This window comes from Bacillus sp. FSL K6-6540 (assembly GCF_038007545.1).
In genome coordinates, this window is sequence record NZ_JBBOXH010000001.1 from 6,399,181 (window position 1) to 6,412,256 (window position 13,076).

Annotated in this window: 11 protein-coding genes; 1 reads left to right on the forward strand and 10 read right to left on the reverse strand. The window is 51.2% G+C overall.

What is annotated here, in order from left to right:
• Positions 1-479: 479 nt before the first annotated feature.
• The 10 genes from MHH82_RS28835 to MHH82_RS28880 all read right to left on the reverse strand — a co-directional run bounded on the left by MHH82_RS28835 (position 480) and on the right by MHH82_RS28880 (position 11,686).
• Positions 480-1,781: a pyrimidine-nucleoside phosphorylase gene (locus MHH82_RS28835; protein ID WP_340969011.1), complete on the reverse strand. Its 1,302-nt coding sequence runs from the start codon at positions 1,779-1,781 to the stop codon at positions 480-482.
• A gap of 178 nt (positions 1,782-1,959) precedes the next feature.
• Entirely contained in the window at positions 1,960-2,667 is a 708-nt protein-coding gene (gene deoD / locus MHH82_RS28840) for a purine-nucleoside phosphorylase (protein WP_340969013.1), read from the reverse strand.
• 23 nt (positions 2,668-2,690) lie between these two features.
• Positions 2,691-3,869, reverse strand: coding sequence for a phosphopentomutase (gene deoB / locus MHH82_RS28845; protein ID WP_015737559.1), 1,179 nt, complete (start codon positions 3,867-3,869; stop codon positions 2,691-2,693).
• Positions 3,870-3,951: 82 nt separating this feature from the next.
• Positions 3,952-5,130 (reverse strand): NupC/NupG family nucleoside CNT transporter, encoded by a 1,179-nt coding sequence (locus MHH82_RS28850; RefSeq protein ID WP_340969015.1) that lies wholly within the window; start codon positions 5,128-5,130, stop codon positions 3,952-3,954.
• A gap of 84 nt (positions 5,131-5,214) precedes the next feature.
• Entirely contained in the window at positions 5,215-5,880 is a 666-nt protein-coding gene (gene deoC, locus MHH82_RS28855; RefSeq protein WP_340969018.1) for a deoxyribose-phosphate aldolase, read from the reverse strand.
• Between the two features lie 389 nt (positions 5,881-6,269).
• Positions 6,270-7,205 carry a sugar-binding transcriptional regulator gene (locus MHH82_RS28860; RefSeq protein WP_192570513.1) on the reverse strand — a complete coding sequence of 312 codons (936 nt, stop codon included), beginning with the start codon at positions 7,203-7,205 and terminating at the stop codon, positions 6,270-6,272.
• Positions 7,206-7,322: 117 nt separating this feature from the next.
• The gene (locus MHH82_RS28865) at positions 7,323-9,458 is read right to left on the reverse strand and encodes an MMPL family transporter (protein WP_340969020.1); all 2,136 of its coding nucleotides are present in this window, start codon (positions 9,456-9,458) and stop codon (positions 7,323-7,325) included.
• 16 nt (positions 9,459-9,474) lie between these two features.
• Positions 9,475-9,903, reverse strand: coding sequence for a hypothetical protein (locus MHH82_RS28870; protein ID WP_015737563.1), 429 nt, complete (start codon positions 9,901-9,903; stop codon positions 9,475-9,477).
• A 199-nt stretch (positions 9,904-10,102) separates the two neighbouring features.
• On the reverse strand, positions 10,103-10,678 hold the full coding sequence (locus tag MHH82_RS28875; RefSeq protein WP_015737564.1) for a TetR/AcrR family transcriptional regulator: 576 nt from the start codon (positions 10,676-10,678) through the stop codon (positions 10,103-10,105).
• Between the two features lie 273 nt (positions 10,679-10,951).
• A complete protein-coding gene (locus MHH82_RS28880) occupies positions 10,952-11,686 on the reverse strand; it encodes a ThuA domain-containing protein (protein WP_015737565.1) in 735 nt (244 codons plus the stop codon).
• 149 nt (positions 11,687-11,835) lie between these two features.
• Between MHH82_RS28880 and MHH82_RS28885 the strand changes: the two genes are divergently transcribed.
• A complete protein-coding gene (locus MHH82_RS28885; protein ID WP_340970184.1) occupies positions 11,836-12,723 on the forward strand; it encodes an AraC family transcriptional regulator in 888 nt (295 codons plus the stop codon).
• The last annotated feature ends 353 nt before the right edge of the window (positions 12,724-13,076 follow it).

Genomic DNA, 13,076 nt, shown 5'->3' on the forward strand with positions numbered 1-13,076 from the left:
ATCTAAGTATATGACTTATAGCGAATCCTATCAACCTATCAAAAAGAAAAAGACCGCCGCATCCGTAGAATTTCTACTTAGCAGCAGCCCTTTTCGGACTCATCGGTTAAGACTCCTTCTTCACCGCAAGCCCAATGATCATAACGATAAGTGCCAGCAAAGCAATCAACTGATCGATGGTCATGGCCAAAAGCCTCCTTGAATGGCAGGATGGCTCTTGCCGGACTACGCATCTCCCTCTCCCGTTAAATGCCTTACGTTTTCCCCATTACCATCCTATGAGGGTTCATCCCCCGTTTATGACGATGACCGCCAAAAAACCTGCCCCGTTCAGATAACTTTCGAGGGCAGGTTTGCATATCGCGCAGGCACGGGGGAAGAGGCAGCGCACGAAGTACGAGGCACTCAATCCAAACAGCGTGCGAGGCACTCATGCCAAACAGCGTCAGGTTATGGCTCGCTTCGGATCGGCATTCACCTTATTCCGTCACGATGTCATAGATCAATACAGGCGCATCCGCATGATCAGCGATTCGAATGCTTTCATACAGCTTCTGCTTCACGTCGTCCACGTTCTCGCGGTTGGCATGGATCGTGACAAGGGAATCGCCCTTCTTCACGGTATCGCCGACCTTCTTGTTCAGCATCAGGCCTACCGCCAAATCAATTTCGGATTCCTTCGTCACGCGGCCGGCCCCGAGCAGCATCGCCGCCGTACCGATCTCATCCGCTACCAACTCGGAGACAACGCCGTCCTGCTGTGCGGGAAGCTCAATGAGATACTGTGCCTTCGGCAGACGGTCCGGATGATCCACCACGGACGGATCTCCGCCCTGGTTCTGGATGAATTCCTTGAACTTCTCCAGTGCCTTGCCGTTGCGGATAACCTCTCTGAGCTTTTCTTCGGCATCTTCAAGCGAATCTGCCTTCTGAGCGAGGTAAACCATCTGTCTGCCCAGCGCCAGGCACAGCTCTTCCAGATCCTTCGGACCCTCGCCGCGAAGCGCATCGATCGCTTCCTGCACTTCCAGCGAGTTGCCGATCGCGGCCCCAAGCGGTTGGCTCATATCGGAAATGACCGCCATCGTTTTTCGGCCGACGTTGTTGCCGATGCTGACCATGGCGTGTGCCAGTTCCTTGGCATCCTCCACCGTTTTCATGAACGCGCCTGCGCCGGTTTTAACGTCCAGCACAATCGCATCCGAGCCGGCGGCAATCTTCTTGCTCATGATCGAGCTTGCAATCAGCGGAATGGAATTGACGGTGGCCGTCACATCCCGGAGCGCGTACAGTTTTTTGTCCGCCGGCGTGAGGTTCCCGGTTTGGCCGATGACGGCGATTTTATGTTGATTCACAAGGTTCACAAATTCGTCTTTGCTGATCTCCACATGGAAGCCTTCGATGGATTCCAGCTTGTCGATCGTTCCTCCGGTATGGCCGAGGCCGCGTCCTGACATCTTCGCTACCGGAATATCCAGAGCCGCTACGAGCGGAGCCAGCACCAGCGTCGTCGTGTCGCCTACGCCCCCGGTGGAATGCTTATCGACCTTGATTCCCTCAATTGCGGACAGATCAATCGTTTCGCCGGAGTTTACCATCGCCATCGTCAAGTCCGCCCGCTCCCGGTCGGACATGTCCTGGAAATAAATCGCCATGTTCATGGCGCTCACCTGATAGTCGGGAATATCTCCCTTGGTATATCCGTCGATAAAGAAATTGATCTCTTCTGTTGTCAGTTCCTTGCCGTCGCGTTTCTTCGCAATTAAATCAACCATTCTCATCGTACATTCTCCTCACTGTTTGCGATGATTGTATTCCTTCCACGGGAATCACTACAAATACGGACTGTTCTTCCGATCGCCGCTGCCCCCAGATTCCTTGATTATTGGAATCCACGGGCAAAGGTGACGGGGTCGCTTCTCCAAAACAATTCCGCCTTCTGCGCTCAGGGCAGTTTCCTTACAATGAAATCGCCGTATCCAGCGCGACTTCCACCATCTCGTTAAACGTCGTTTGGCGCTCCTCGGAAGAAGTCTCTTCCCCTGTCAGCAAGTGGTCGCTTACGGTCAGGATCGTCAGGGCATTTACGCCGAATCGTGCGGCAATCGTGTAGAGGGCCGTTGTCTCCATCTCCACGCCCAGCACGCCGTGCTGCATCAGCTTCTCAACCACCGACTTGTCTTCACGGTAGAATACATCGGACGTGAACACGTTACCGACATGCATCTGTAGCCCCTTCTCCTTGCCTCGCTCATACGCGCCGAGCAGCAGCGGGAAGCTGGCAATCGGGGAGAAATCATAACCGTTAAAGTGGTGACGGTTCATGCCTGAATCCGAGCAAGCCGCCTGGGCCAGAATGACGTCGCGCACCCGGACGTGCTCCTGCATCGCGCCGCAGGTTCCGACGCGGAACAGGTTTTTGACGCCATATTCCCGAATGAGTTCATTGACATAGATCCCGATGGAAGGCACGCCCATGCCCGATCCCTGAACGGAAATGCGTTTTCCTTTATAGGTTCCCGTAAATCCAAGCATCCCCCGCACTTCGTTGTAGCAGGTCACGTCCTCCAAATACGTCTCGGCAATGAATTTAGCCCGCAGCGGGTCGCCTGGCAGAAGAATCGACTCCGCGATATCTCCCGGTTTCGCTCCAATATGTGTACTCATGTCCCATTCCTCCACTTGTTCGATTATTTCAAGTCATTCAAAAAGCTGGTTCCGTGCTCCGGCAGCTTCACGCCGAAGTTGTCGGCAACCGTGGCGCCGATGTCGGCAAAGGTCTTGCGAAGCGGCAGTTCCTTGCCTTCCGCAAAGCGAGGGGAATATACAAGCAGCGGCACGTATTCTCGCGTATGGTCCGTGCCCTTGTAAGTAGGATCATTCCCGTGGTCTGCCGTGATGATCAGGAGATCGTTCTCCGTCATTCTTTCGAACACCTCGGGGAGGCGCCGATCGTAATCCTCCAACGCTTGGCCGTATCCTTTCGGATCGCGACGGTGTCCGTACACGGCATCGAAATCCACGAGGTTAAGGAAGCTCAGACCCTTGAAGGATTCACCCAGGGTTTGCACCATTTTATCCATGCCGTCCATATTCGATACGGTTCTGACAGCCTTCGTAATGCCTTCGCCATCATAAATATCGGAGATTTTCCCGAGGGCGATGACGTCAAGACCAGCATCTTTCATCTCGTTCATCGTCGTACGTCCGAAAGGCTTCAAGGCATAGTCATGCCGATTCGCCGTACGCTTGAAGCTCCCTGCCTCGCCAATAAAAGGACGGGCAATGATCCGGCCGAGCATATAAGGATCTTCCAGCGTAATTTCGCGGCAGAACTCGCAGATTTCGTACAGCTCCTTGAGAGGAACCACATCTTCATGAGCAGCGATTTGAAGCACGGAATCGGCAGAGGTATAGATGATCAAGGCCCCAGTTTTTACATGCTCTTCGCCAAGCTCTTCGATAATCTCCGTTCCGCTGGCCGGCTTGTTGCCGATGACCTTCCGTCCGGTTTTCTCTTCGATGCGCTGAATCAGCTCGTCCGGGAACCCGTCCGGGAATACGCGAAATGGCGTATCGATATACAAGCCCATGATTTCCCAATGGCCTGTCATGGTGTCTTTGCCATTCGAAGCTTCCTGCATTTTCGTATAGTAAGCCCGAGGTTGATCCGTTGCAGGGACGCCCTCGATCTCCCGGATGTTGGACAGCCCGAGCGCTGCCATGTTCGGCATGTTCAGCCCGCCGCATTCGCGGGCGATATGCCCCAGCGTGTCGGAGCCAATATCGTCGAAGTCAGCTGCATCCGGTGCTTCCCCGATGCCAACGGAGTCCAATACGATCAAGTGAATTCGGTCAAAACGTTCCATATTCATTGCTCCCCCTCATATATGAGTTTTTAAATCAAACTATCCATAAGGCTCGCTTGTAGTAGCTCGTTTCCAGCCAGGCTTACAGGAACAGTCCAGTAATCGTAGCCGACAGCACGCTCACCAGCGTCGCCCCGTACAGCAGCTTTAGGCCGAAGCGGGCAACCACGTTCCCCTGCTTCTCGTTCAGGCCTTTGACCGCGCCGGCAATGATGCCGATCGAGGAGAAGTTGGCGAAGGACACCAGGAATACCGATACGATACCTACGGTTCGTTCGGACATATTCGTGAAGTTGGCCAGATCAAGCATCGCGACGAACTCATTCGATACCAGCTTGGTAGCCATGATGCTGCCTGCATCCACCGCCTCTTTCCAAGGCACGCCCATCACAAAAGCGAATGGAGCAAAGATGTAACCTAACAGCTCCTGGAAGGTGATTCCGAAAATCATATCAAAAATGCCGTTGATCATTGCGATCAAAGCAACGAAGCCGAGGAGCATCGCCGCAACGGTAATCGCGACCTTGAAACCATCCATGATGTATTCGCCCAGCATTTCGAAGAAGGATTGCTTCTCTTCCTCCTGCACCTCCAGAATATCCTCTTCCTTCTCCACCTTGTAGGGATTGACGATGGAAGCAATGATAAATCCGCCAAACAGGTTCAATACAAGCGCGGTCACCACATACCGCGGCTCGATCATGGTCATGTATGCGCCGACGATCGACATCGATACCGTGGACATCGCGGAAGCGCAGAGCGTATACATGCGGTGCTTCGGAATTAAGGCGATCTGTTTTTTGACCGAGATAAACACCTCGGATTGCCCCAGGATCGCGGAAGCTACCGCATTGTAAGACTCCAGCTTACCCATGCCGTTGACTTTACTCAAGACGAGGCCGATATATCTTACGATAAACGGCAGTACCTTAATATATTGAAGTATACCAATCAACGCGGAAATAAACACGATTGGCAGCAGGACATTCAAGAAGAACGGACCTGCACCTTCATTGGCAATGCCGCCAAATACAAACTCGATTCCGGCTCCGGCATAGCCAAGCAGCGCTTCAAACGTGCTGGCTATCCCTTTAACAAGATACTCGCCGATGCTTGTGTTCAGCAGAACGAATCCAAGGATCAGCTGCAGCACAATCATGACGGCCAGCGGGCGATAACGAATGTTGCGTTTATCATTGCTGATAAGGAACGCAAGACCGAATACGACCAGCAAACCTAGTATGGCGATTAGAAATTTCATCGTCGATGTTCCCCCATAGGTGAATTTTTTTGATAGATGGCATGGCTACCGAATCATTGAAAACCTTATACTCCAATAAACGATTTAGTAGGAAGAGCTGGATTGGCCGCCCTCCATAATTTTCACGCCGGAGCTGGCTCCGATACGCGTTGCGCCCGCTTCAATCATGCGATCCATGTCTTCCTTGCTGCGCACGCCGCCGGAAGCCTTAACGCCCGTGTTCTCACCGACCGTCTTGCGCATCAAGGCGACATCCTCCGGAGTAGCTCCGCCCGTGGAGAATCCTGTGGAGGTTTTGACAAAATCGGCTCCGGCTTTCACGGACAGCTGGCACGCACGCACCTTTTCTTCTTCTGTCAGAAGGCTTGTCTCAATGATGACCTTGACCAGGGCTTTGCCCTTGGCTGCATCCACGACAGCCTGAATATCTTGCTGCACCAGCTCATCGTTCCGGTCTTTCAGCGCCCCGATGTTGATGACCATATCAACCTCCGTAGCCCCGTTAGCGATGGCATCCTTCGCTTCAAAAGCTTTTACGGCCGTCGTGTTAGCTCCCAGCGGGAAGCCGATAACGGTGCATACTTTGACGCTCGTGCCCGCAAGCTGCTCAGCACAGTAGGTTACCCAAGTCGGGTTCACGCAAACCGAAGCAAATCCGTACTTTTTGGCCTCATCCGTAATTTTCGTGATCTCGGCCTGGGTTGCATCCGCCTTCAACAGCGTGTGGTCGATCATTCCTGCTATATTCATCTGGTTAAAACACTCCTTATATTGTTTTTATGCAATCTTGTAAAAGCGCTATCATAACGCTCAATCCTTTAGACGGGACCATCATATCACAGCCTTGAACATATGTAAAACACATATTGAAAATATGTTCATTCCGATTTATGGCAATGATATTTATCATTGTTCGCTGAAGGACTATTCATCATTCAGGAATAATCTAACAATTCAGACCGTTTACTATGCTCTATACCCTGTCAGCGTAAACATAAACAGAGAATCGGCCTCCCATGCGGCTTGGGGAAGCCGATTTCCAATACGCAAAAAAACACCCCGTCCAGACAGAGGAAGCTGATTGCCGCTTCGACCTTCCGGAACGAGGTGCCGTAAAACTGCACAATATGTTGGACATTTCATGGAAGCAAGGCTTGCGCCGTAAACTGGTCCGTTACCAGGATGTTTGCATACTTGCCGATCAGCGCAGCTCGGATGGCCTCCACCTTGCGCTGCCCGCCTGCCACGAGAATCGATTTCTCCTTGTGGCGCAAATCGTCCAAATCGATGCCCACCGTACGATTGTTGATATCCTCGCTGCACACCCTGCCCTCCGCATCGAAAAACCGGGAGCAAATATCTCCCGCGCCGATCCGCTGGAGCAGCTTCTGTTCTTCCTTGCTCAGATAACCGAGCCGGAACAGCAGCGCGTCTTCATGAACGGTACCTACCGTAAACATGGCGATATTGGCTTGTTTGCCTAATTGGATGATCCGCTGGATATGCCGGTCCCTCTCCACCATTTCCTTCAGCTCCGTGGTGTCGAAGATGACCGGCAGCGGCAAATATCTCGCCATCGTGTGGTAAGCCTCGGCGAACAGATTGACGATCTCGGCGGCATACGTGTTCACATGCGAATGGCTGACGCCGCCCTTCAACTGCACGACCTCGACGCCCCGAACGGGCTTCTGCTGCAGCTGAAGCGCCACGGCATGCATGGTCGTTCCCCAGGTAACGCCGATGATATCCGCATCCTGGACCGTTTCCTGCAGGTAATCGGCTGCCTTTTTGCTGATATGCTTCTGGATTTCGCGGTATTCGTTGACGGGAGAATAACTCACCAGCACGTGTTCCAAACCGTAAGCCTTCTTCACCCTTTCGGCCAAAGCGCCCAGGTCCTCGAGAGGGTCCACGATGCTGATCTGCACATACCCCTGCTCCTTGGCGTGCTGAAGAAGCCTGGAGACCGTAGGGCGGGAAACGCCGAGTCTCGTGGCGATATCCTGCTGGCTGTAATCCGACATATAGTACAATCTTGCCGCCTCAATGCTGAGGCGCTGTTTATCCTGATCCATGATCCAACCCACTTTTATTATGTCGTAATCGAATTGGGTCCATTATACATCGTTATGCTGCGGATTTCGATAGCCGCATTAATTCCATGAATGTCAGCGTGCTTATGGACAGAACCATTAAACATCGGTTGATTTTGCGGGATGCCGCTCCTCTTGATCGATGGGTTTCTTTTTTTCAAGGAGAACGAGCAATGCTGGCAGCAAAAAGCCGCGAATGATAAACGTATCCATAAGAATGCCCACCGCCACGATAAATCCGAATACGAACAGCACCTCGACCGGCTGCGTCATTAAAACCGCAAAGGTAGCAGCAAGAATAATACCGGCGGATGAAATGACTCCGCCTGTGCTCGCAACCGAAATTTCTACCGCTTTGGCAAGCGGGTATTTCCTGCGCTCTTCCAGAAATCTGGAGATCAGAATGATGTTATAATCGATGCCTAGTGCGACCAGGAATACAAAGGAATAGATCGGAACCCGGTTGCTGATGGAGTCGATACCGAACAGCATCTGCGTAAGAAACATCCCTAGACCAAGTGCTGCCAGAAAGGACACCAGAATCGTCCCGACCATGTAAAGGGGGATACGGACCGATTGGGTCATCACGATAAGGAGAATCAGAATCATGATCGTCTCAAGGATCACAATGACCACCAGATCCCGGTTATTGACCAAGCGATCATCCACTTGGGATGCCGTTTCCCCGGCAAAGTACAGCTTGCCCTCCATCCCGCTTTGCTTAACCAACTCCTCCGCGCGGTCACGAATATCGCTCAACGCATCCATCGAGCGGGTATCGTAAGGACTCTCGTCGAACGTAAGGCTGTACCGCACAGCGTCACCAGAATCCGTCATTCCGTTCATCCGAATGTTTGCGACAAGCGGTTGCCCCTCCAGAATAGCCATCAGTTCCCGGATGTCGTCCTCTTTCATTGGACCTGCAGATTCGAACAATACCGTGGTAGGAGCTAAATCGCCTTTATCGAACCCACTCTCCAACGCCTCATAGCCTACTCTCGATGACATGTCCTCTGGAAAGGATTTGATGTTGTCAAAGGAGTAGTTCAAATTGAATAGATTGCTAATCGATAATAGTAAAATGATGCCCACAAGAATAACGGATTGTAAAGGTCTCTTGACTACCAAGCGACCGATACTACCCCAGGCGGAGCTTTGCGCTACTGTCGGATCGCCAACTTTCGGAATTTTTGGCCAGAATGATCTTCTTCCGAACAAGGTAAACAACGCAGGAATCAGTGTCACGGACGCCAGCATGATAACAACCATAGCCGTCCCGAAAATCGGAGCGAAATTCCGATATTCTCCGTAGTTCGCGAAAAAGAGGATCAGCATGGCAGCCAGCACGGTACCGCCCGAGAAAAATACGGGCATGCCGGCTTCTCTCATCGCTGACTTCATCGCTTCATATTTGTTGTCGCACCGTTTCAGTTCCTCCCTGAACCGGGAAAACACAAACAGCGAATAATCGATGACGGCCGCGAACAACAGTATCATCATAATGGACAAAGATTGATTGTTTAGGAGAAGCCCCGCTTTCCCCAATAGCCCAAGCGATTGGTTGACCACTTCATAAACAAAAGCGACGGCCAGCAGCGGAATGAAGGCCAGCAAGGGCGAGCGGTAAATCACGATCAGGAGGACCAGCACCAGTCCCACCGTTGAAAGAAGGAGAACCACATCCGCTCTTGAGAACAGATCCAGCGAATCAGCCGAGATTCCGGCAGGTCCCGTAACGTACACAGCCAGCCCCGAGCTGTGCTCAACCTCATCCTTGATCTGGTTAAGGATATCCCTAAGCTCCTTGGATTCCAAAGAAGAGACAAACTGCATAGGGATAGCTACTGTCTTCCTATCCTTCGAGTAAAGGCTTTCCCATGCCTGCGGCGGCAGTTTATCCAGCGGAACAGACTCTTGTATGGCCTCTTGATGGTTATGCTCGATCCCTTCCATCATCTTTTGGATTTCTGCTTGATCAATCTCTCCTTGTTTAGATTGAAAGACGAATACGGCCGGCATGCTGTCTTCGTCCGGGAAATATTCACCAAGTTTATCTTTGGCAATTACAGACGGCATGTCTTTAGGAAGCGAGTCTATTCGAGTGACCTCGTATTCTTTGGCGCCTGGAGCAAGGGCACCCAGCAGCATTGCGGCAGCAAACCAAATGATCAGGGTAACCCACATCCCTTGTCTTGTCGCCACGCGGTCGGTTAGCCAGTTTAACCATGACTTCACGGGTAATCTTCCTCCTTCACATCAATCTGAGGGCCGTAATCAGAACGACCCCGAGGGCGAGTACAGCCGAACTGATAATCGTTGTCCGATAATACCCAAGTAACGAAGACTTTTTGTCAACATTAACGGCTTTAGATATTTTGCGGCTCAACACGCTGAGGACGATAATGCTGAGCAGCACAATCATCGAACCTGCCATCTCCATCAAAGACAAGTAGAACGGAAGATTGCCCCTTTCAAATTGACTGATCATGTAAGATCCGCTGAGTACAATCATAATGGAGCTGGGAAGAATGACCCGGTTAACGATTTTGCGGATTTGATCGCCCGTTCGAAGTGCGTCCCCCTTCTTGATCATGCCTGTCAACAGTAAACCAAAGCTAAAAAAAGCCCCTATCCACAAAATAATTCCTGCAATGTGGATAAAATAAGAAAGCTCATACATTAGGAAACCCTCACTTTCATCGAGTAGTGGTATTTAGCTGCAAGTGACACATGTGTCACTTTGGAGATAGAATTGCTTCTATTCCCGCGTTGAAGACAATGACTCCAATATGACATAAGTGTCACTTTTATGAGCGTCATGGAAATCATGCTTCCTTGTGTCACATGGACAGTATCCCGCAAAGTGACACAAGTGTCAATTAATTATTTTTGTAGATTCCGTGACAAATCATCAGCTGAATAGCATCCAACCACTCTGTTTTGGGGAGGCCCTCATGATTGGGGATATTGATCGTTTGGAATATCATCCCCAGGACCAACTGATCCGGAAGCCCGGGATTCAGCAGATCTTCGTCCCGCCCCTGCTTAATAAAACCCTGAAATCGTCCATACATCTCCATATGGAGTTTCTCCAGCAGTTCTTTATTCGATCTGACCTTATCGCCCGCTTCGGCCGGTATCTGTTGATTCATACCAAGTATCTGGTGGATGTTGCTATGTTTATGGATGATGTTCAGCAGTTCCCTTAGTTGCTTCTCAAAGCCCTCAGATTTCTCAAAATCCCCCAGATCCTTCAAAAATCGACGCATTTCATATACCATATAGTCCATAATAAATTCTTCTTTATTCTCGTAGTATTTATAAATCGTTCCCCTGGCTACCTTCAACCGGTCCGCCAGCATGCCGAACGTGAACCCTTCATATCCATGCCGCAGCAGCAGGTCCTTCCCCGTTTGAAACAATAACTGCGTTGAAAATTTCCGTTCCCGTGCCATCTGCTCACCTCTTACGAATAAACGACTCTTTAGCTAAGGATAGCTAAAGAGCCCGTAAGGTGCAACCACCATCTGTTGCGACAGGTCCTAACACGTCAAATCGCGAAGAAAGCACGATTCCTTCCGGCAACTTGATGTTAACTCAGGTATCGGGCTCGATCGCCAAATAAGCGCTGACCAAATTTGCACGCAAATAAAAAACGAAGCAGCCGTCAGGACACGCTGCTTCGTTATGAAGGTAAACTTCCCACGAATTCATCAAAAGCTTAGAGCCTATACCGGCTGTACGTATTCGAGCGGAGATACCCGGCCATAGGACGCCTTCGCACCTTGAATCGGTGCCGCCCAAGCCACGGCATTGGCAATCACCTGCTGAATTTCAGGCTGGTGATAGGTAGGGAACGCTTCATGACCCGGTCTGAAATAGAAGAGCTTGCCGCGTCCGCGCTTGTAGCAGCAGCCGCTGCGGAACACCTCGCCGCCTTCGAACCAGGAGACAAACACCAGCTCATCCGGCGCCGGAATCTCAAAACGCTCCCCGTACATTTCCTCCTGCGGAATCTCGATATACTCACCGAGCCCGCTGACGATCGGATGGCCGGGATCGATGACCCACAACCGTTCCTTCTCGCCGTCGTCGCGCCATTTCAGCGCGCCGGTATTCGTGCCGAGAAGGCGCTGGAAAATCTTCGAGCCGTGGCCGGAATGCAGCACGATGATCCCCATGCCGTCCAATACGCGCTGGCGCACTTTTTCCACGATATCATCCCGTACTTCACTATGCGCCACATGCCCCCACCAGATCAGAACGTCCGTTGAAGCGAGCACGTCGTCCGTCAACCCGTGTTCCGGATCATCCAGCACGGCGGTGCGTACGACGAACTGTGCATCCTTTCCCAGAAAATCGGCAATCGTCCGGTGAATGCCTTCAGGGTAAATCTTAGCGATCTGTTCATTATGTCTTTCGTGCCGGTATTCGTTCCATACCGTTACATTGATATTAGCCAAGGATGGCGGCCTCCTTTAAATTGAAATCCAAAGACCTCTTATACATTCATCCCAAGTATAGGCTGTGTTACAATGAACGGGAATGTGTGAAAGTTACTCTTTTTGTACAAAAACGACTTCGCGTTTTTTAAGGAGAGAGGGTGGAACTCGTGCTATCGATGAACGCTGACTATGTGCCTAGAATCAAACTGATGGGCTTCGTCTCCTATAAGAACCCCTGGATTCATTTCAAACGGAACACCCACGAGCATATTCTGTATTTCGTGAAGAGCGGCGAGCTTCATATGCGGGAGAACGGCGAATCCCATGTGCTCCGAAAAGGCGACATGCTGGTGCTTGAGCCGCATCTGGACCATGAGGGAACCCAGAAGCATCCCTGCGACTACTACTATATTCATTTTGAGCATCCCGATATTCGGCAGGCGCCCGAACGTCCCTTGTCCCTGCTGGCCAAGCAGTGGATCATGAGCGAGAATCAGCCGGCAGGCAAGGATGACGGCAGGCCGCTGTACTTTCCGAAGACCTGCACGTTAACCCAGAGAAAAAGTCTTCATCACATGTACCATGCCCTCAGTGAAATGCTGCAGCTTTACAGAAGAAAGCACTTTAACCGCAGTTTGACCGCGCTCAAATTCATGGAAATGCTGATCGAGCTGTCCCGCGAAAGCCTGTTCGATGAACTGGAGAAGAACAGCCCGCAAACCAAGTCCTATATGAAAGTGCATGCGCTGCTCGACTACATCCACGAACATTATGCCGAGAAAATCATCAGCTCGGATATCGAACAGCGCTTCGAATGCAACTATGACTATATCAATCGGGTGTTTGCCAAGCTCACGGGCCATACGATCATGCGATACGTGAATCAGGTCCGGATCAATCATGCCAAAGAGTTAATCGAGGCCACCCATCTCAGCTTCGGGGAGATCGGATATCTGACAGGCCTGGATGATCCCTTTTATTTCAGCAAGGTATTCAAAAAATACGTCGGCATGTCGCCGAACCAATACTATAAGCAGGTTCGCGACAAGGAATAAGGCGGGGGACCGGGGGCCAGCGTCCGGCAGCATGGTTGGCGTATCGTGGATAAGTCATAGCGAACGTTCCGGCGCCCCTCCTTCCTTGGGGATAACCCGCCGCCTCCCGCGATTTAACGGCGAGTTATCCTTGCACTTCTCCACATTTGTTCACAAACGCTGGATAACTCCCCTGGAATCAGGGAGCAAAATGCAGCTTGCGCTGAATGAATGGGGATGATGTTCATAACTCTGTGTATAAACGAAATTATGACTAGGTTATGCACAGTTATGCTGACTCCATCCGCTTTTATAGAATGCAATTATCCACATCCGGGGATTTGGATTTTTTCGCATATTTCATGACAGGATGA

What these genes read in the sequence shown, in the direction of transcription:
- MHH82_RS28835 (WP_340969011.1), bottom strand. Translation starts at nt 1,781, where the DNA reads ATGAGAATGGTTGATTTAATTGCGAAGAAACGCGACGGCAAGGAACTG.
- deoD (WP_340969013.1), bottom strand. Translation starts at nt 2,667, where the DNA reads ATGAGTACACATATTGGAGCGAAACCGGGAGATATCGCGGAGTCGATT.
- deoB (WP_015737559.1), bottom strand. Translation starts at nt 3,869, where the DNA reads ATGGAACGTTTTGACCGAATTCACTTGATCGTATTGGACTCCGTTGGC.
- MHH82_RS28850 (WP_340969015.1), bottom strand. Translation starts at nt 5,130, where the DNA reads ATGAAATTTCTAATCGCCATACTAGGTTTGCTGGTCGTATTCGGTCTT.
- deoC (WP_340969018.1), bottom strand. Translation starts at nt 5,880, where the DNA reads ATGAATATAGCAGGAATGATCGACCACACGCTGTTGAAGGCGGATGCA.
- MHH82_RS28860 (WP_192570513.1), bottom strand. Translation starts at nt 7,205, where the DNA reads ATGGATCAGGATAAACAGCGCCTCAGCATTGAGGCGGCAAGATTGTAC.
- MHH82_RS28870 (WP_015737563.1), bottom strand. Translation starts at nt 9,903, where the DNA reads ATGTATGAGCTTTCTTATTTTATCCACATTGCAGGAATTATTTTGTGG.
- MHH82_RS28875 (WP_015737564.1), bottom strand. Translation starts at nt 10,678, where the DNA reads ATGGCACGGGAACGGAAATTTTCAACGCAGTTATTGTTTCAAACGGGG.